The organism is Pseudomonas sp. F1_0610, from assembly GCF_047470865.1.
GTDB lineage: Bacteria > Pseudomonadota > Gammaproteobacteria > Pseudomonadales > Pseudomonadaceae > JAZDRH01.
On the sequence record NZ_JAZDRH010000005.1, the window covers coordinates 67040 to 85647 of the forward strand.

Consider the following 18608-nt stretch of genomic DNA (forward strand, 5'->3'; position numbering starts at 1 on the left):
CACATCCAAAGCTGTGAGTTATTCGATATTTCTGCGTCTATATGGATAGACATCTATTACTTTTCCAGCTTCGATTGCCTCTTGCAAGGTCTTCCAGTAGCTTGCTTTGTATAAATCCCCGTGTAGTTCCCTAAATAGCTTGCGCTGCTTCACATCTACAAACAAAAAGCGCGGAAACTCCTCTGGAAAGACATCATTAGGCCCAACTGAGTACCAAGGTTCTGCAGAAAATTCATCTTCTGGATAACGTGGAGGTGGTATATCTCGAAAGTTAACTTCGGTGAGATAACTGATCTCATCGTAGTCATAAAATACAACTCGACCATGACGGGTTACACCAAAGTTTTTCAATAGCATATCGCCTGGAAATATATTCGCAGCAGCCAATTGCTTAATGGCTAGCCCGTAGTCATCAAGCGCATCAAGCACTTGCTGATCATTGGCATTTTCAAGATAAATATTCAGTGGGGTCATCCGCCGCTCAGTCCAACAGTGACGCACTAAAACCTCATCGCCCTGTATTTCAACTGTCGAAGGTGCTACTTCTAATAGTTCTTCTAAACACTCTGGGTCAAATTTGCTTTTAGGAAAACGCAAATCAGAAAACTCTTGGGTATCGGCCATGCGTCCTACACGGTCAACGTGTTTCACAAGGCGATACTTATCAATTACAGTCGCTCGATCAACCGTTTTAGAAGGCGAGAACTTATCTTTAATCAATTTAAATACAGTACTAAAACCAGGTAATGTAAATACCGACATCACCATGCCACGTACCCCAGGCGCCATAATAAACTTATCGTCAGTAGTACTTAAATACTCCATCAATGAACGATAAAATTCTGTTTTGCCTTGCTTATAAAAACCAATCGAAGTGTAAAGCTCTGCAATATCTTTACGCGGCAAGATACACTGGAGAAACTGAATAAATTCCGCTGGATAGGCCACGCGCACCATAAAATAAGAGCGTGTAAAAGAGAAAATAATAGACACATCATCTTCATCAATAATAGCCGCATCCCAACGAATACCTTCACACTCTGTATTAACAATAGCAATCACTAATGGCCATTGCTCGTCTGGAGTAAAAATGCGTCCAACTAAGTAGGCCCCTTTATTGCGATATAAGCGTGAGCTATAGAGTTCAATTGTCAGGTTAGGATCTTTGCAAACCCAATCTGGCAAATTGCGTCTTAGTTGTTTTTCAATACGCGCAACATCTTTGGTGCGGTCAATATAAGGCACATCAAATTGATAATCTAAACTAATCTGTTCTAAAACAGCTGTTAAGTTCCCTTCTGGGCGGTAAGTGCGGATCTGCATTGGCGTATTATGTCCGCGCTTACCATGACGTGTACTTTGCACAAACATGCAACTATCGCAAATTTTATCATGGCTAAATAAGCTATTAAAAACAGAATTAAACCAAGTTTCAGACAACTCATCATCCAAGCGCAAATCAATTTGCCCTATATAAGACTGTTTAATCTGCGTCCAACACTCAATGCTAGCCAAAACATCTGCCCCATAGAGTTGTTTCAGCTTATCACGCGCGACTAAGACACACTCTTTATAGAGCTGAATACGCTGAGCACCGGCTTTTTGAATTTCTTGCCATTTACATTGCTCAAAGCGTTTTCTTGCCTGATTGGTAATGTCTCGAAAGCGATCGCGGTAATCATCAAAAGCATTTAAAATATCACGTGCAATAGCAACTGATGGGCAAACTAAGCTCATCTTATAATCCTTGATTTGAAAACTATTAGTTGCAGATTAGTCATTTTTGTAGCAAAGATACAAGAGTACTACCTATAGACCAAAGCTAATTTAGTGATATTAGCTAACGCTTATAGTAGCTTTGATATTAACAATGCCAATAAAAACCCCAAAAAGTCAGTTCAACTTTTTGGGGTCAGTTCTTTTTACAGGGTTTTATAGTTTTACTGCGCTAGCTCTTTTTCAGTAAATAAGTCGTCAAACAACATACTAGATAAATAGCGCTCGCCCGAATCGGGTAGAATTACAACAATAGTTTTCCCTTTAAATTCTGTTTGGCCAGCTAACTTCAAAGCAGCCGCAACCGCAGCCCCACTAGAAATACCGCATAAAATACCTTCTTTTTGCATTAGCGCTAAAGCTGTTTGCTTTGCTTCATCTGCAGTAATTTGTTGTACTTGGTCAACCAATGAGAGATCTAGATTTTTTGGAATAAAACCCGCACCAATTCCCTGTAGCTTATGAGAACCTGGTTTAAGTTCCTGTCCCGCTAAGGCTTGGCTAATGACAGGTGACTCCACCGGCTCAACCGCAACCGAAGTAATAGCTTTGCCTTTGGTTTTTTTCAAGTAGCGTGAGATACCTGTAATAGTACCACCAGTCCCTACACCACTGACCAACACATCCACCTTTCCTTCAGTATCTTGCCAAATTTCAGGGCCTGTGGTTTTTTCATGAATAGCTGGGTTAGCTGGGTTTTCAAATTGTTGCAATATAATGTGCTTGCTGGGATCTGTGGCTACAATTTCATTGGCCTTTTCAATTGCACCTTTCATACCTTTAGCTGGCTCAGTAAGGACCAACTCAGCACCCAGTGCTTTCACTAATTTGCGACGCTCCAAACTCATAGAAGATGGCATGGTTAAAATCAGCTTGTAACCTTTAGCAGCTGCCACAAATGCCAAACCAATACCTGTATTACCTGAGGTTGGTTCAACTAAGGTCATACCAGGTTTGAGCAAACCGTCTTTTTCTGCCTGTTCAACCATATTTGCAGCAATACGGCATTTAATAGAGCCTGCTGGATTACGAGATTCAATCTTAACCAAGACATTCGCTCCAACAGGAGCAATATGATTGAGTTTAACTAGAGGTGTGTTGCCTATAGTGAGTGCATTATTAGAAAAAATATGGCTCATGGATTACTCCTAGTAATGAGAAAAGCATGCTGCGCTATGCGTCATCAGTATCTATTTGGCAGATTAACACTTGGTTATAAAAAGTAAAATATTAATAACCATTTTCCTTATATCAAAATACAGTAAATAGACTCATTTTGGTTATTATCCGCCAAGCACTGGAAATCACGCGGATCTTTTCTACAATGATGTTAATTGACAGAAGGCTAGTTATCTGTTCTGTTTTATGGCATTAATAACCCTTATGTGAAATAAAAACAAAGAAAACCAAGTATTTACCTGACTTAGCAGTCATATTTTTCACCGTCATTTATCAGCAGCACATCATCGCTTTTGTCACAAAAGTGGCTATAGTAGTTAGCTATTACTTTGCTGTTGCATGAACTTATCGACGCGAGGATTCTAATGAAATTTACTGGTACTCAATCTTACGTTGCAACGGATGATTTAATGCTAGCCGTGAATGCAGCTATTACTCTAGAGCGCCCTCTTTTAGTGAAAGGCGAGCCTGGCACAGGAAAAACCATGCTCGCCGAAGAGCTAGCTAGCGCATTAGATGCCCGTTTGATTACTTGGCATATTAAATCAACCACCAAAGCCCACCAAGGCCTTTATGAGTATGATGCGGTTAGCCGGTTACGTGATTCTCAGCTCGACTCAGATCGCGTCCACGACATCAACAACTACATTAAAAAAGGTAAGCTCTGGGAAGCTTTTGAAGCTGAGCAACGCGTTGTGCTACTGATTGATGAAATCGATAAAGCCGACATTGAGTTTCCTAACGACCTTTTACAAGAGCTCGATAAAATGGAGTTCTATGTCTACGAAACAGATACCACAATTAAAGCTAAACAACGTCCTATCATAGTGATTACATCTAATAATGAGAAAGAGCTGCCCGACGCTTTTTTACGCCGTTGTTTTTTCCATTATATTGCCTTCCCTGACCGCGATACACTGAAAAAAATTGTTGATGTGCATTATCCTAATATCAGCCAAACGCTGGTTAGCCATGCACTGGATGTATTCTTCGATATCCGCCAAGTACCTGGCCTAAAGAAAAAGCCTTCTACCAGCGAGCTAGTCGACTGGTTAAAACTTTTAATGGCTGACCATATTGGTGAAGAAGTACTGCGCGAGCGTGATCCAACCAAAGCGATTCCACCACTAGCTGGCGCCTTAGTGAAAAATGAACAAGATGTTATGTTACTTGAACGTCTTGCCTTTATGAGCCGCCGTGGCACACGCTAATAGGTGCCTTTATGTTATTGAATTTATTTCATGAAATGCGCGTCGCTCGTGTACCTGTCTCGGTACGCGAGTTATTGGATTTAATTAATGCACTGAAGAATAATGTAGTCTTCGCCAACATGGATGAATTCTATTATTTAGCCCGTGCTTTACTAGTTAAAGATGAACGACATTACGATAAATTCGACCGTGCCTTTGCCGCCTATTTTCAAGGCTTAGAAAACCTTGACCAACATATTGAAGCACTCATACCTGACGAATGGCTGCGCCGTGAATTTGAGCGCAGTTTGACGGAGGAAGAAAAGGCCATGATCCAAACCTTAGGCGGCTTGGATAAACTCATTGAAGAATTTAAAAAACGCCTTGAAGAGCAAAAAGAAAAGCATCAAGGCGGTAATAAATGGATAGGTACCGGTGGCACTAGCCCTTTTGGTTCAGGTGGTTTTAACCCTGAAGGCATCCGTTTAGGCAATGCAGGCAAACGTCAAGGCAAAGCGCTAAAAGTGTGGGACATGCGCGAATATAAAAACCTTGATGATGAAGTAGAGCTAGGCACACGCAATATTAAGGTTGCCTTACGCCGTTTGCGCAAATTTGCTCGTCAAGGTGCTGCTGATGAGTTTGACCTTCATGGCACTATTGACCATACAGCCAAAGATGGCGGCCTGCTCAACATTCAAATGCGCCCTGAGCGGCGCAATACCGTTAAGCTGTTAGTGCTCTTTGATATTGGCGGATCAATGGACGCCCACGTGAAAGTCTGCGAGGAGCTTTTTTCTGCCTGCAAGACCGAATTTAAACACCTTGAATATTATTATTTTCATAATTTTATTTATGAATCGGTTTGGAAAAACAATCAACGACGCACCACTGAACGCACTTCAACTCAAGATTTGCTCAATAAATACGGCAGTGATTACAAAGTAATTTTTGTTGGTGATGCCGCTATGGCCCCCTATGAAATCACTCAAGCAGGCGGTAGCGTTGAGCATTGGAATGATGAAGCAGGCTACGTTTGGATGCGCCGCTTTACTGAAAAGTTTAAAAAACTTATTTGGATTAACCCTTTTCCCAAACGGGCTTGGGAATATACCGCCTCCAATAAAGTCATTCGTGACTTAATTGATCAACGTATGTACCCTTTAACTATTGAAGGGCTAGAAGAAGGCATGCGTTACTTATCTAAATAGACCTTACAATTGCTTTACTAATAAAGGTAAAGCAATTGTTTCTCATTAAGCTTTTAGCTTTTAGCTTTTAGCTTTTAACATAAAAATAAACAATATTAATTAGCATTAATAAAAGCAATAACAAAAACATACTATAGATTAAAAAAACCTATTACCACTTATGATTTTATTTAATAGACATTAATAAAAAAAATAACTAACCTTTATATTATTTATTTTAATAGTAAAGGTATTTCCATGGGCACTCAGCAGCTTGCTCAAGCACGACGCGAAGCTATGCGTAACACTAGTATTGTTGGTGCTATCACCAACACAGTGCTAACTATAATAAAAATTATTTTTGGTTTCATTGGTAACTCCACAGCCCTTATCGCCGATGGCTTACATTCTCTAGCTGACTTAAGTACTGACTTAATGGTGCTTTTAGCGGCCAAATACTCAACACAACCAGCTGATCAAGAACACCCTTATGGCCATGCGCGTATTGAAACTATTTTTACTGTTGCTTTAGGAGCTATACTCATCATTACCGCAGGCGGTATTGCTGTTGATGCAGCGCAACGTATTCTTAACCCTGAAAGCTTACTTAAACCCACACCTATTGTGCTACTGATTGCCTTTCTTTCTATAGCCGCTAACGAAGCTCTTTACCAATACACCATAGGTGCGGCACGCCGGGTAAAATCCAACTTATTGGCAGCCAATGCATGGCATCATAGAACCGACGCTATTTCCTCTATTGTGGTGTTAGTCGGCGTCGCTGGTAGTTTATTAGATTTTACTTATCTAGATGCCTTTGCTGCTATTGGCGTAGCTTTAATGATTGCCAAAGTAGGTTGGGATCAAGCTTGGGGAGCTATCCGCGAACTGATAGATACAGGTCTAGAACCTGAGACTATTAACCATATTAAACAGGCTATTGCCGAGGTAAAAGGCGTTAAAAGCATGCACATGTTACGCAGCCGTAGAATGGCTGGCAGCTCGCATATTGACGTGCATATTCAAGTAGATAGCCGACTTAGTGTTTCTGAAGGGCATCATATTAGCGACTATGTTCGCTATCGCCTATATGAACTGAATCCATCTATTGCAGATGTTATGATTCATATTGATCCAGAAGATGACGAACTCACTGAACTCAACAAAGCATTACCACTGCGCCAAGAGCTTATTCCTTTATTAGAAAAATATTGGTGTGAAATACTGCCTAAATACTCATTAGATCAATGCACATTCCATTATTTAGCCGGTAAAATAGAAATTGATTTATTTTTACCTCTCGCTGAACAAAGTGAAATACCACAATCTAGCAAATTAGCACAGACGTTAAAAAGTAAAATTTCAGATTTAAGTTACATTGGAAATATTAAAATATTCTTTTATTAAATGGACTAGTAATAGATGAAGCCAGCTAAAAAATTAATCATTGGCAGTATCCTTCTTACAACACTAGGCTTCTTTTGGCTAAGAGAACCTGCACTAAGCCCAGAGGCTGAAGTTTGGCTTGAAGCGGCTAGAAAGCCTGAATCTGACAATTCTATTTATGATAGTTATTTTGAATGGGCTGGAATAGAAGCTGAAAATGGTGCAGATACAAGAGCTGTGGGTAAAAGAATAGTAGACGACTTTATAAATTCTAACGAAGGCTCACAATATATTAAAACTTACCCTATTCTACCTGATTCCTTTGCCAATACAGAACTGAGTGATTTAATAGTTTTGCCTGATGAACAAATAGAAAAGCTATTAAAAGATAACGATATATTTATTCAGCGTTACAATAAATTATTAAAAAACCCAGTTATTTTACTTGGTCATTGGGGATCATCTAGTTATATTCCTAAGATAGAAAATTTAAAAAATGCACAAAAACTACAATGGCTATCTTGGGCTCACCAGTTAAGAAATACTACTGTCAACTCCACCGTTAATTCTGAGATTGAAAATAATTTTATTGCTTTACAGCAGCAGATTAAAACCAGTGATTTCTTACTAGGAAAAATGATATTTAATGTTTTATTAAAAGAACATTTATTTTTCCATCAACAGTTGCAAAAAAGCGGATTTTCTATAGTTAATAAATACCCATTACTAGATACCAAAAGCCGATCACTAAACAACATATTAGAATATGAATTTTATAGTTCTAAAGAGCTATTATCTAGTTTTAAACAACAGAAAGATACAAATAACAAAATTGATTTAAGTGAAAACTCAAATAAAATGTTAGACATTCTTTTCAAACCCAACTTTTTACTTAACCAGCAACAAAAAGCTTACGCTACTATAGCCATGCTCAGCGAAGAAAAACCACACGTAATTTTATCTGCGAAACACGAAGAAGTATCCATTCCCCCCTTAGCCAAATGGACTGCTTTTTATGACCCTCTCAGTCATATTATTAGCCAAATTAAAACACCTTCATATCGCCCTTATATGTTACGCCTACTAGAAACTAACTGTTTAATTGATAGCTTTAATTACACAGAAGGAACTGAAATTTCTGTAAAAGCCTCTAGTTTAGAGTATTGTCACACCTATACATGGAAAGATGCTAACTACCGATAATAGCTAACTTATTGCACAGTCCAGTTTACGATAAGCACTTGGGGTAAGGTTATAGACACGTTTAAATGCTTGGCTAAAGGCATTTTCCGAATCATAGCCAACCCGTTCAGCCACATGATAAATAGACCCTTTTTCCTGCCTGAGCAGCCATGCCGCTAAACGCATTCGATGTTGAGTAAGGTAGTTTAGTGGTGGGTACCCCAAAACTTCTTTAAAACGGCCAGCAAAAGCCGAACGAGACATACAAGCAATATTGGCTAGTTCAGGTACAGTCCAAGGTTTATCAGGATAAGCATGCAACTGGGCTATGACCTTAGATAGCTGTGGGTCGCGTAGTGCGTATAACCAACCTAAATCTTCAATCTTTGTTTGACTTAAATAATTTCGGATACATTGAACAAATAAAATATCTCCAAGGCGGTTAATAATAACCTGATCACCTGAAAGGTGTTGACCTAGCTCAGTGCTTAAAAACTCTAGCCCTAAACGTAACCATTGAGGCGGTGTGTTTTGTTTTGACTCTAATATAAAAAATGCTGGTAAAGCAGCCATTAAAGGTGCTGCTAATTCTAAATCATAACGATACTTAGCACTGAGCAATAATGCTTGGACAGGCCCCTCACCTAAGTTTATTGGCTCTCGACTATGCCCTTTAAATGCTTTATTTAAAACCAGCTTACAACCTGTTGAGGGCGCCTGTTTAACTTGCAATAAATGAGGCTTTCCTTGTGGCACAAAAACTACGTCCCACTGCTTCAGGTTAATTTTTTTATTTTCAGAAACTAAGGTTAGTTCGCCCTGCAAAATCAAATGAAAAAAACCACAATTATCTTTGTCTAGCGCCACAGAGCTTTCACTACGACAGTTTAAATGTAGAAATTGAATTCCTGCCAGATGAATATCATCAATAATTCGACTTAGCGCATCCATACACTACCACCCTCTTATGGCGCGCTTTTTTATAATAAACCTGCAAAAGGTAAATGGAGGCGCGCACTTTTATAAATTAAGTAGAAGCACAGTAATGCTAATAGCGCAGCCATTATTTTTATTTTTTGTTGCTGGGATTTAAAAGCTAGTATTCCTAAACCAACATAAACAACAAGTAAGATTAACTTACTTGCTACCCAAGCTGTAGTAAAAGGGTTTAACTGCAAAATATACAATAAACAAAACGCAGCTAATAGCAGTCCTGTGTCTAGAATATAGCTTAGACGATTAAAAGGATTTAGCCTTTTTTTTGGCCATTTTTTCAACCAAAGTAGTAAAAAGCGGAAAATAAATAGGCTAACACTCAAGAGCGCTAAACCAATATGAAACTGTTTAATCAGTAGATAATAGTGATCCAACATAGAGATACCACACAAGCCATCTTAAGTGTGCTTAAGATGGCTGTTAGCGTGTTACTGATTAACAACACGTGCATTACGCATGAGCTGTTCGCCAATGTCGGCACGGTACTTACCCCATAGTGGAATCATGCGCGCACGCCACTCGTCGTGCTCGGCAGGGCTAAAGGAACGCACATGCACACCATTGACGGTTTTCAGCTGTTGTTTATAGCGCTCATTAATCTGATTGGAGCGTTCATTTACGGCTGTAGTGACCTCTTCCATAATGCCTTCTAGCTCAATTTTTGTCGCCAATGGCAAGGTTAACCAGAAGTCACGATTTACAATAACCATATAAGAGAGTAACCCATGATTACTTTCAACAATATAAGGTTGCTGCTGATATAAATTGCTGCTGTATAGGTTAGACCATGGATTCTCAGCCCCTGAAATCTCTTTTTTCCTTGCCGCTTCATACATACGACTAAACGGAATACGTACAGGTATTGCTTCGATGGCTTTAAACTGGTCCTCTAAAATAGCAGAGGGTTGAATTCGAAACTTTAATCCTTTGGCATCTTTAGGGCTATGCAGTGCTTTTGTGGCAGATAATTGCTTCATGCCGTTATTCCAAAAGCCTAGCCCATAAATACCATATCCAGACATGGCACTTAATAGCTCACGCCCCGCATCGCGGCGTTGAAACCGAGAAACCGCCTCTAGATCATCAAAAAAGAAAGGCAAGTCAAATATCTGTAGTTTTTTTGTGTATTGATCAAATTTTGACAATGACGGAGCAAGCATTTGCACCTTATTTTCGCGTAACGCTTGAATTTCATCATCATCACCAAACAATGTTGAGTTTGGATAGACCTCAACTACTACTTTACCTGCTAGTCGCTCTTTGACCAGTTTCTGAAATAGCAAAGCCCCCTGACCTTTTGGTGTGTCAGGGGCAACCACATGTGAAAATTTAATCACAATAGGTTCTTGTGCTTGAATTGTTGTTGAAAAAACGGCGCTGCTAATAAGTAAAGCAATATGCAAATATTTCATATGTGCAATCCATTCACGGAAAAAGCAAATAGTTACAGCATCCGTCAAAAGCAAAATTACGGCTTATGCGGACGCTCCAAAAAGTCCTGTGATTGCATTTCTAATAAGCGGCTTTGTGTACGTTCAAATTCAAATCTTAAACGCTCACCAACATATAAATCGGTTAAAGCAACTTCTGCAGAAATAATCAGTTTTACATTTCTATCGTAAAACTCATCTACCAAGTTAATAAAACGTCGTGCAACATCTTCATGGTAGGTGTCCATTTGTTCTACGTTTGACAGGATAACAGCACTATATACTTTCGCTAATTCAATATAGTCATTTTGACTGCGTGGTCCATCACAAACTGCTCTAAAATCGAACCATGCAACATCATTAGCTACTTTTCGTGCGACGATTTCTCGATTTTCAACAATCAGGATTTCATTTTCAGTTACTTTCACATTGCCCATTAACAAACTACGGAAACTTTTTTCTAACTCTTGTTCCACACTGTCTGTTAATGGATAGTGATACAGCTCGGCTTGCTCTAACGCTCTTAGACGATAATCCACGCCACTGTCTACATTGACTACTTCTGTATGTTCCTTAATCAGTGCAATAGCAGGTAAAAAACGTACCCGTTGTAATCCATCTTTATAAAGGTTATCTGGAATAATGTTGGAAGTTGCGACTAAAGTTACGCCATTTTTAAAGAGCTCTTGGAACAGCCCAGCCAAAATCATGGCGTCAGTAATGTCTGATACGAAAAACTCATCAAAACAAATAACCCGCGCTTCTAAACTAAATTTTTTCGCCACTAAAACTAGCGGGTTTTTCTCACCATCCAGCTGGCGTAATTCTTCGTGTACACGTTTCATAAAACGGTGAAAGTGCGTACGCATCTTCTGTTCAAATGGTAGCGCATCAAAAAACGTATCCACCAAATAGGTTTTTCCACGCCCTACGCCACCCCAAAAATAAACGCCTTTCACTAGCTTTTTCGATTTTAATAAACGACCAATAAAACGTTTACCTTGCTGATCAGCAGCGACTAAATCGTCATATAGTCGCTGCAAATGGCGGACTGCATTCTCCTGTGCTTCATCGTGGAAAAAGTCAGGGCGTTTTAAGTCATTTTGATAGCGTTCTAATGGAGTCATTTACTTTTTATTCGATAGTGAAAACAAGGGCTGACACTTTAACCAGACAAGATACCTTTGGCAATCAGTGTCATTATCTAACAGTGAGCGGATACTAACCCGCTCGACGTAACAACCAAAAACCAATAGCACTACAAACTAGCGCTGGTAATAAAACGGCCACCAAAGGAGCAAAACCAAAAACAACGCTGGCGGGGCCTAACAGATCTTGTGCAATTTGGAAGATAAAGCCGACTAATACGCCAGTAAATAGTCGCTGACCTAAAGTCACTGAACGTAAGGGGCCAAAAATAAAGGAAATTGCCATTAACACTAACGCAGCTGTTATTAACGGTTGTAACACTTTCCCCCAAAAGGCTAGCCAATAATTTTCAGACTTTAACTCTTGTTCTTCTAAGTAATGAGCGTAACGCCACAACCCAGAAATAGAGAGTGCATCTGGCTTCATAATGACAGTATTGAGTAAAGCAGGATCAAAGTCTGCTTCCCACTCTAAAGAAGCAACATGTTCAGTTTCAGAATAACGTGGGTAAAGCCGTGTAATAGCCACGTCATTGAGTTGCCACTTCCCACCTTGATAAATAGCATTTTTAGCAAAACTGGCTTCAACCAATTGGCGCTCTTGGTTGAGCTTATAGCGAGTTACACCAAACATTTTGCCGCTAGGATGAATCGCATTTGCATGAAAATATTCCGTTCCTTGACGATGCCACAGTCCACGCTTAGAGCTAATGGCTTCGCTGCCACTTTGTGCCACTGCACGGTTAGATTCTGCAATATTTTCTGCCCATGGCGCCAAATACTCACCAATGGCTAAACCTAGTACCATTATCAGTAACATAGGTTTCATCACAGCCCAGACAATGCGTTTAATAGAAACGCCCGCTGCGCGCATAACAGTCAGTTCACTATTACTAGCTAAAGTACCTAAACCGATAAGAGAGCCAATGAGCACGCCCATAGGTAATAAGTCATATAAGCGCTTTGGTATTGTATATAAGAGGTAATTTAAGGCCTGAGTAAAACCATAGCCTCCCTTGCCAAGACCACGTAACTCATCCACTAAAGCAAATAAACAGGCTAAGCTAAGTAAGACAACTAAGACACTGAGAATGGCAAACAATACACTTTTGCCCACATACCAATCCAACCTACGCATGCTGTTGCCCCTTACTTGGACGACGCCATTGAGCGAGTTTAAGTACTAAATTGTCCCAATAAAGCAGCAACACTGCTAACAGCAAAAACACACTGTGTACAGGCCAAAAAGCCAAAGATAGCGCAAGCTTGCCTTTATCTAAGGCGCCACGTGAAGCTATTAATAACCCTAAATACGTCATATACAGAAAAATAGCAGGCAAGAGCTTTAAAAAGCGCCCTTGTCTTGGGTTTACTTTGGCTAAAGGCACTGCCAGCATGGTCACAATAAAAACCAAAAGTATTAATGAAAGACGCCAATAAAGTTCGATCTTCATTTTTGGGTCATCACTTTTAATCAGCTCTTGAGTAGCAATAGCTTCTACTTCATCATTTTCAAACTCACCAGTAGGACTAGGCAGTAAAACACCATAGGTTTCGTATTTAATAATCCGATAGTCTGCCTCACCTGGTTTACCATCGTAACGGTAACCATCGTTTAAAATAAGATAACGTTGACCGTCCTCACGAATTTCCTGATGTCCATATTTAGCCACCAGCAATGAGATGCCAGCATCTTTCTTACCGCCTATTGCGTTACGTCGCTCAGAGATAAATATATTCTGTAGTTGATTACGATCTTCTGACAGGCTTTCCGCATAGGTTACCCTAGAGCCATCGCCAATAGATTGAAAGCGCCCGGGGCTTAAAGTATCAAACTCAGTCATTTTATCCTGCTGAAATAGTAGCTGTTCAACACGCGTACCTCCTAACGGGCTTAGGTACAACGCCAAAAAAGCTACAATAGCGGCTAAAAAAACAGCCGGTGCTAACGTATAGCAAAACAGTTTTTGCTGACTCATGCCTGTGGCAGTCAGCACTGTCATTTCACTTTCTAGATATAATCGCCCATAAGACAGCAAAATACCTAAGAACAACCCTAAGGGTAAAATAAGTTGTAGAAATCCAGGGATACGATACCCCATAATCATCAAGACAATGCTAGGATCCATAGCGCCACTAGCCGCTTGCGCTAGAAAGCGAATGAACCTACCACTCATAATAATCACTAGAAGTACACCGCTAACAACTGTTAGTGTGGTTACTACTTCGCGAAACAAATAACGAAAGACAATCAAAGGAGCACTCCAGGGTTGTCAAGACTGCCTCAAGCAGCTCAAACTAGTAGCAATTTTATAAGCTGAGCAATCAGCTAACAGCCATGATCGATATTATCCAGCAAAAATCGATCCTTAGGGGATGATTACAATGGAATTTTTAGTAAATACTCAAAATTTAACTACTTTATCTACTGGTACATTAGTTTTGGCCCTCTCTCAAGACAAGCCATTGAGTGCCAATGTACAAAGTGTTGATCAAGCCAGCAATGGCGCACTAAGCAAAATATTAGCGCGCGGTGACTTTACTGGCAAAGCAGGTCAAACTCTGTTATTACAAGATATTGCAGGTATTCAAGCTGAACGCCTCCTACTGGTAGGTCTAGGAAAAGACGATGAACTGTCAGACCATGCAGCACGCAAAACAATCAAAGCAATAACGGCGGTATTAAAAGGTCTTGCTGCAAAGGATGCAACCCTTGCTTTAGATGCTTTAGCAATTAAACAACGAAATGCTTACAGCATCACTCGTTTAGTGGCTGATACATTACATCATTATCTCTACAGGTTTGATCAGTTTAAAAGCGAAAAAACACCTGTTCCTACTTTATTAAAAGTGCAGTTTCACGCCAACACTGCTACTCAAAAGGATATTGATCGAGCGCTTAAACAAGCCACCGCTATTAGTAAAGGGGTAGATTTAACTCGTACTTTGGGCGATATGCCAGCCAATATTTGCCACCCTAGTTACCTAGCTGAACAGGCAGAGCAATTAGCTAAAGAATATTCCGCACTATCCGTTGAAGTTCTCGATGAAAAGGAACTGAAAAAACTAGGTGCTAATGCACTACTAGCCGTTGCCCAAGGTAGCGATCAACCACCACGCCTAATCATTATGAAGTATCAGGGTGCAGCTGCCTCAGAACAGCCTTATGTTCTATTGGGTAAAGGCATTACCTTTGATACAGGTGGCATTTGCTTAAAACCTGGACCTGGCATGGACGAAATGAAATATGACATGTGTGGTGCTGCCACTGTCATTGGTAGTATGAAAGCCGCACTAGAACTGCAATTACCTATTAACTTAATTGGTGTAATGACCTGCGCCGAAAACATGCCAAGTAGTAACGCTACACGCCCAGGTGATATTGTTACGACCATGAGTGGGCAAACAGTTGAAATTCTGAATACTGACGCTGAGGGCCGCTTGGTACTCTGTGATGCACTCACCTATATTGAGCGCTTTAAACCTAAAGCAGTGGTAGATATCGCAACCCTAACAGGTGCTTGTATGGTAGCACTTGGCACACAAACCAGCGGTTTAATGGGCAACGATCAAAACTTAATTGAACAGCTATTAAAAGCCGGTAACAACGCAGATGACCGTGCGTGGCAACTACCTTTATTTGATGTCTACCAAGAACAGTTGGATAGCCCTTTTGCCGATATGGGCAATATTGGCGGTCGCTTTGGTGGCACCATTACGGCGGGCTGTTTCTTATCACGCTTTGCCAAAGCGTATCCTTGGGCTCATCTTGATGTGGCTGGTACGGCATGGACCAGCGGCGAGAAAAAAGGCGCTACAGGCCGCCCGGTTCCACTATTAATGCAATATTTATTGGATCAAACCTTGTGAGAGTAGAGTTTTACGTACTCCCAAGCCAAGCCATGGCAGACCGTTTACATACGGCTTGCCGCTTGGCACTTAAAGGCTGGCGTAGTGGTATGCCAGTCTTTATTCGCGCTCAAGATACTGCACAATGCAGCGATCTGGATCAGCGTCTGTGGACATTTCGTCAGGACACTTTCGTACCGCATTGTTTGGCGCAAGACTCGCTATCCTCTCCAGTCATTATTGGTATTGAACAACAACCTTTAGCTAAAAATGGCTTATTGATTAATCTGCATCCTTCACCTTGCGAAGAACATCAACATTTCTCAAGAATCATAGAAATTGTCAATCAAGAACCCTCATTATTAGAGCAGTGCCGCGACCATTTTCGCTATTATAGAAACCTAGGGTTAAACCCCATGCGCGTCGAACTATAAGCTTTTACTGTTAACAGGCGTTTTGCAGATGGCTGATTGACTGAATTCCTGTTAAAATTGCGCACTTTCTCGCACTTCTTGCAAAGGCCCGATTCATGAGCAACAAGCAACCTTCCCTTAGCTATAAGGACGCCGGTGTAGATATCGACGCAGGCGAAGCTTTAGTTGAACGCATTAAAGGCGTATCTAAACGTACTGCACGTCCAGAAGTAATGGGCGGCCTCGGTGGTTTTGGCGCATTATGCGAAATCCCTGAAGGTTATCGCCAACCTGTATTAGTTTCAGGCACTGACGGTGTTGGCACTAAGTTACGCTTAGCAATGGACTTAGAAAAGCACGATAGTATTGGCATTGACCTTGTTGCTATGTGTGTTAATGATCTTGTTGTTAGCGGTGCAGAACCTCTGTTTTTCCTAGACTACTACGCCACTGGCAAACTCAATGTTGACATTGCAGCACGTGTTGTAACCGGCATTGGTGAGGGCTGTGAACAAGCCGGTTGTTCCTTAGTGGGTGGCGAAACGGCCGAAATGCCAGGTATGTATCATGGTGAAGATTACGATCTAGCTGGCTTTTGCGTAGGCGTGGTAGAAAAAAGCGAAATTATTGATGGTAGTAAAGTACAGGCAGGAGACGTAATTCTTGCGCTACCTTCTTCTGGTCCTCACTCTAATGGCTACTCATTAATTCGCAAAATTATTGAAGTCAGCGGAGCTGATGTAAGCAGCCAAAAGATCAATGGTAAAGCATTATCTGATCTGCTCATGGCGCCAACGCGTATTTACGTAAAACCATTATTAAGCCTCATTAAAGAAACGGGGGCTGTGCATGCAATGGCCCATATCACAGGTGGTGGCTTGATTGAAAATATCCCTCGCGTACTGCCGGCTAATACCCAAGCAGTGTTAGATATTGCTAGCTGGGAGCGCCCTGCTGTTTTTGACTGGTTACAAGAGCAAGGCAATGTTGATGAAGTAGAAATGCACCGCGTACTTAACTGTGGCGTAGGCATGATTATCTGCGTAGCCCAAGACAAAGCTGAGCTCGCACTTGAGCATCTACGTGCGCAAGGCGAAGCGCCTTGGATCATTGGTAAAATTGTTGCTACTGACAGTGAGCAACCTGTTGTACTAAACAACCTAAAATCACACTAATGCGTGCACAAACCACCTGTAAGCTTGTGGTGTTAATTTCTGGCTCTGGGAGCAATCTACAAGCCATTATTGATGCCACCAAAAACAGCGCAACCATTCAAGTGAGCGCTGTTATCAGCAACAAGGCTGATGCCTATGGTCTCGTCCGCGCCCAAAGTGCGGACATTCCAACACATATCCTTAACCATAAAGACTACGCTGGACGTGAAGCTTTTGATCAAGCGCTTGTTCACTGCATCGACCAATACCAGCCTGACCTTGTTGTCTTAGCTGGCTTTATGCGCATTTTAACGCCTGTATTTACTGAACATTACACGGGGCGTTTATTTAATATCCACCCTTCGCTTCTGCCTAAGCACAAAGGCTTAAATACACATGCCCGTGCTTTAGAAGAAGGTGATGCACAGCATGGTTGCAGCGTACATTTTGTAACGGCCGAACTTGATGGCGGACCTGTAGTCATACAGGCTAAGTTAGATATAAAATCGACAGACACCGCCAACACCCTAGCGCAACGTGTGCACTTACTAGAACACCAAATCTATCCAATGGCTATCCAGTGGTTTGCACAACAACGCTTGCAGCTAACAGCCCAAGGCGCTAGTTTGGATGGTGAGCTATTACCAGTGACAGGTCACACTCTTTATAATAAGGAGATCTAAATGCGCCATGTGCTACTAGCTACAACGCTAAGCCTCGTTTTTGCCTCAACGACAGCTATTGCCGAGCCATTAAAACCTTTCTTTGCCAGCTATACTGCTGATTTTACACAACTACCTTTTAGTGGTACGGCTGAACGTAGCTTAACTAAAGAAGGTAATAACTGGAAACTAAACTTCAATGCCGCCATGATGCTGGCTAGTTTGACAGAGAAAAGTACCTTCGAACAAAAAAGCAGTACCTTTGTACCCTTATCATATCGTTATGAGCGTAGCGGTTTAGGTTCATCAAAAGTGGTTAAACAAAACTTTGACTGGCAAGCCAAACGTGCTACGGGCATTGATCGTAAAAAAGAGATCAATGTAACCCTTCCGTCAGGCACACTGGATAAATCTACCTATCAAATCGCCTTGCAAGAAGATGTCGCGGCTGGAAAAACCAGCATGAGCTACAACGTATTAGATGGCGATGATTTAGAGGTTTACGATTTTCGTGTGCTAGGTAGCGAAACAGTAACCACCAAAGTAGGTAAAGTTGAAGCGATAAAAGTTGAACGTGTGCGTGAGCCTGATCAATCGCAGCGTAAAACCAGTATGTGGTTTGCTAAAGATAAAGGCTGGGACTACATCCTTGTTCAGCTTGTACAAGTTGAGAAAGATGGCAAGGAATACCAAATTGTGCTGCAAGAAGGCACAGTTGACGGTAAAAAACTAAAAGGTCAGTAGAATTTACCTAACCTTTGTATACAACAAAAAAACCGATAACTACACTAGTGTTATCGGTTTTTTATAGATACACCTATCTAATACTTGCTGCTGTTTTATGCTGTTGAAAATACTTAAGCAAACTCTATTTGATTGCCATTACTATCAAATACAGGGGCGTTCTCAATAAGCGCTTGGTAGACATTTCTCTCATTTTCAGTAGTTGTCCAAGCGTTTCCTCGTACTTCCCACATGGACACCAAACCTAGCAGCTCCTCTGGACAGGTTGCACTGAAAAACACGTTGTCTTTTTCTGCATTCCAGTCATAT

17 protein-coding genes are annotated in these 18608 nt (G+C 41.0%); 9 read left to right on the plus strand and 8 right to left on the minus strand.

What is annotated here, in order from left to right; all coding sequences use genetic code 11:
• Positions 1-18: 18 nt before the first annotated feature.
• Both aceK and cysK read right to left on the minus strand, forming a co-directional pair.
• On the minus strand, positions 19-1737 hold the full coding sequence (gene aceK, locus VQ643_RS04560) for a bifunctional isocitrate dehydrogenase kinase/phosphatase (RefSeq protein ID WP_414198101.1): 1719 nt from the start codon (positions 1735-1737) through the stop codon (positions 19-21).
• Between the two features lie 203 nt (positions 1738-1940).
• A complete protein-coding gene (cysK, locus tag VQ643_RS04565) occupies positions 1941-2915 on the minus strand; it encodes a cysteine synthase A (protein WP_414198102.1) in 975 nt (324 codons plus the stop codon).
• 405 nt (positions 2916-3320) lie between these two features.
• Here cysK and VQ643_RS04570 point away from each other — a divergent pair, with 405 nt between their 5' ends.
• The 4 genes from VQ643_RS04570 (at position 3321) to VQ643_RS04585 (ending at position 7924) form a co-directional block, all read left to right on the plus strand.
• On the plus strand, positions 3321-4166 hold the full coding sequence (locus VQ643_RS04570; RefSeq protein ID WP_414198103.1) for an AAA family ATPase: 846 nt from the start codon (positions 3321-3323) through the stop codon (positions 4164-4166).
• An 11-nt stretch (positions 4167-4177) separates the two neighbouring features.
• A complete protein-coding gene (locus tag VQ643_RS04575; RefSeq protein ID WP_414198104.1) occupies positions 4178-5356 on the plus strand; it encodes a vWA domain-containing protein in 1179 nt (392 codons plus the stop codon).
• Between the two features lie 237 nt (positions 5357-5593).
• Positions 5594-6742 (plus strand): cation diffusion facilitator family transporter, encoded by a 1149-nt coding sequence (locus VQ643_RS04580; protein ID WP_414198105.1) that lies wholly within the window; start codon positions 5594-5596, stop codon positions 6740-6742.
• A gap of 15 nt (positions 6743-6757) precedes the next feature.
• Complete coding sequence (locus VQ643_RS04585) at positions 6758-7924, plus strand: hypothetical protein (RefSeq protein ID WP_414198106.1); 1167 nt, start codon at positions 6758-6760, stop codon at positions 7922-7924.
• A 3-nt stretch (positions 7925-7927) separates the two neighbouring features.
• Here the strand turns inward: VQ643_RS04585 and VQ643_RS04590 are convergent, their stop codons facing one another.
• The 6 genes from VQ643_RS04590 to lptF all read right to left on the minus strand — a co-directional run bounded on the left by VQ643_RS04590 (position 7928) and on the right by lptF (position 13732).
• Positions 7928-8854, minus strand: a complete 927-nt coding sequence (locus VQ643_RS04590) for an AraC family transcriptional regulator (protein WP_414198107.1) — start codon at positions 8852-8854, stop codon at positions 7928-7930.
• Positions 8855-8883: 29 nt separating this feature from the next.
• On the minus strand, positions 8884-9276 hold the full coding sequence (locus VQ643_RS04595) for a SirB2 family protein (RefSeq protein ID WP_414198108.1): 393 nt from the start codon (positions 9274-9276) through the stop codon (positions 8884-8886).
• A gap of 51 nt (positions 9277-9327) precedes the next feature.
• The gene (locus VQ643_RS04600) at positions 9328-10311 is read right to left on the minus strand and encodes a DctP family TRAP transporter solute-binding subunit (RefSeq protein ID WP_414198109.1); all 984 of its coding nucleotides are present in this window, start codon (positions 10309-10311) and stop codon (positions 9328-9330) included.
• Between the two features lie 56 nt (positions 10312-10367).
• Complete coding sequence (gene zapE, locus VQ643_RS04605; protein ID WP_414198110.1) at positions 10368-11456, minus strand: cell division protein ZapE; 1089 nt, start codon at positions 11454-11456, stop codon at positions 10368-10370.
• Between the two features lie 94 nt (positions 11457-11550).
• Positions 11551-12615, minus strand: a complete 1065-nt coding sequence (gene lptG / locus VQ643_RS04610) for an LPS export ABC transporter permease LptG (protein WP_414198111.1) — start codon at positions 12613-12615, stop codon at positions 11551-11553.
• Positions 12608-13732: an LPS export ABC transporter permease LptF gene (gene lptF, locus VQ643_RS04615; protein WP_414198113.1), complete on the minus strand. Its 1125-nt coding sequence runs from the start codon at positions 13730-13732 to the stop codon at positions 12608-12610. Before lptF ends, lptG begins: the two co-directional genes overlap by 8 nt.
• Positions 13733-13862: 130 nt before the next feature.
• Between lptF and VQ643_RS04620 the strand changes: the two genes are divergently transcribed.
• The 5 genes from VQ643_RS04620 (at position 13863) to VQ643_RS04640 (ending at position 18299) form a co-directional block, all read left to right on the plus strand.
• On the plus strand, positions 13863-15347 hold the full coding sequence (locus tag VQ643_RS04620; protein WP_414198114.1) for a leucyl aminopeptidase: 1485 nt from the start codon (positions 13863-13865) through the stop codon (positions 15345-15347).
• On the plus strand, positions 15344-15760 hold the full coding sequence (locus VQ643_RS04625; RefSeq protein ID WP_414198115.1) for a DNA polymerase III subunit chi: 417 nt from the start codon (positions 15344-15346) through the stop codon (positions 15758-15760). The genes VQ643_RS04620 and VQ643_RS04625 overlap by 4 nt, the downstream gene beginning before the upstream one ends.
• Positions 15761-15855: 95 nt before the next feature.
• A complete protein-coding gene (gene purM / locus VQ643_RS04630) occupies positions 15856-16914 on the plus strand; it encodes a phosphoribosylformylglycinamidine cyclo-ligase (RefSeq protein WP_414198116.1) in 1059 nt (352 codons plus the stop codon).
• Positions 16914-17576 (plus strand): phosphoribosylglycinamide formyltransferase, encoded by a 663-nt coding sequence (gene purN, locus VQ643_RS04635; protein ID WP_414198117.1) that lies wholly within the window; start codon positions 16914-16916, stop codon positions 17574-17576. Before purM ends, purN begins: the two co-directional genes overlap by 1 nt.
• The gene (locus VQ643_RS04640; RefSeq protein ID WP_414198118.1) at positions 17577-18299 is read left to right on the plus strand and encodes a DUF3108 domain-containing protein; all 723 of its coding nucleotides are present in this window, start codon (positions 17577-17579) and stop codon (positions 18297-18299) included.
• Positions 18300-18608: the final 309 nt, after the last annotated feature.

What these genes read in the sequence shown, in the direction of transcription:
- VQ643_RS04590 (WP_414198107.1), bottom strand. Translation starts at nt 8,854, where the DNA reads ATGGATGCGCTAAGTCGAATTATTGATGATATTCATCTGGCAGGAATT.
- VQ643_RS04595 (WP_414198108.1), bottom strand. Translation starts at nt 9,276, where the DNA reads ATGTTGGATCACTATTATCTACTGATTAAACAGTTTCATATTGGTTTA.
- zapE (WP_414198110.1), bottom strand. Translation starts at nt 11,456, where the DNA reads ATGACTCCATTAGAACGCTATCAAAATGACTTAAAACGCCCTGACTTT.
- aceK (WP_414198101.1), bottom strand. Translation starts at nt 1,737, where the DNA reads ATGAGCTTAGTTTGCCCATCAGTTGCTATTGCACGTGATATTTTAAAT.
- VQ643_RS04600 (WP_414198109.1), bottom strand. Translation starts at nt 10,311, where the DNA reads ATGAAATATTTGCATATTGCTTTACTTATTAGCAGCGCCGTTTTTTCA.
- purN (WP_414198117.1), top strand. Translation starts at nt 16,914, where the DNA reads ATGCGTGCACAAACCACCTGTAAGCTTGTGGTGTTAATTTCTGGCTCT.
- VQ643_RS04620 (WP_414198114.1), top strand. Translation starts at nt 13,863, where the DNA reads ATGGAATTTTTAGTAAATACTCAAAATTTAACTACTTTATCTACTGGT.
- VQ643_RS04585 (WP_414198106.1), top strand. Translation starts at nt 6,758, where the DNA reads ATGAAGCCAGCTAAAAAATTAATCATTGGCAGTATCCTTCTTACAACA.
- VQ643_RS04640 (WP_414198118.1), top strand. Translation starts at nt 17,577, where the DNA reads ATGCGCCATGTGCTACTAGCTACAACGCTAAGCCTCGTTTTTGCCTCA.
- VQ643_RS04575 (WP_414198104.1), top strand. Translation starts at nt 4,178, where the DNA reads ATGTTATTGAATTTATTTCATGAAATGCGCGTCGCTCGTGTACCTGTC.
- VQ643_RS04570 (WP_414198103.1), top strand. Translation starts at nt 3,321, where the DNA reads ATGAAATTTACTGGTACTCAATCTTACGTTGCAACGGATGATTTAATG.
- VQ643_RS04580 (WP_414198105.1), top strand. Translation starts at nt 5,594, where the DNA reads ATGGGCACTCAGCAGCTTGCTCAAGCACGACGCGAAGCTATGCGTAAC.
- lptG (WP_414198111.1), bottom strand. Translation starts at nt 12,615, where the DNA reads ATGCGTAGGTTGGATTGGTATGTGGGCAAAAGTGTATTGTTTGCCATT.
- purM (WP_414198116.1), top strand. Translation starts at nt 15,856, where the DNA reads ATGAGCAACAAGCAACCTTCCCTTAGCTATAAGGACGCCGGTGTAGAT.
- cysK (WP_414198102.1), bottom strand. Translation starts at nt 2,915, where the DNA reads ATGAGCCATATTTTTTCTAATAATGCACTCACTATAGGCAACACACCT.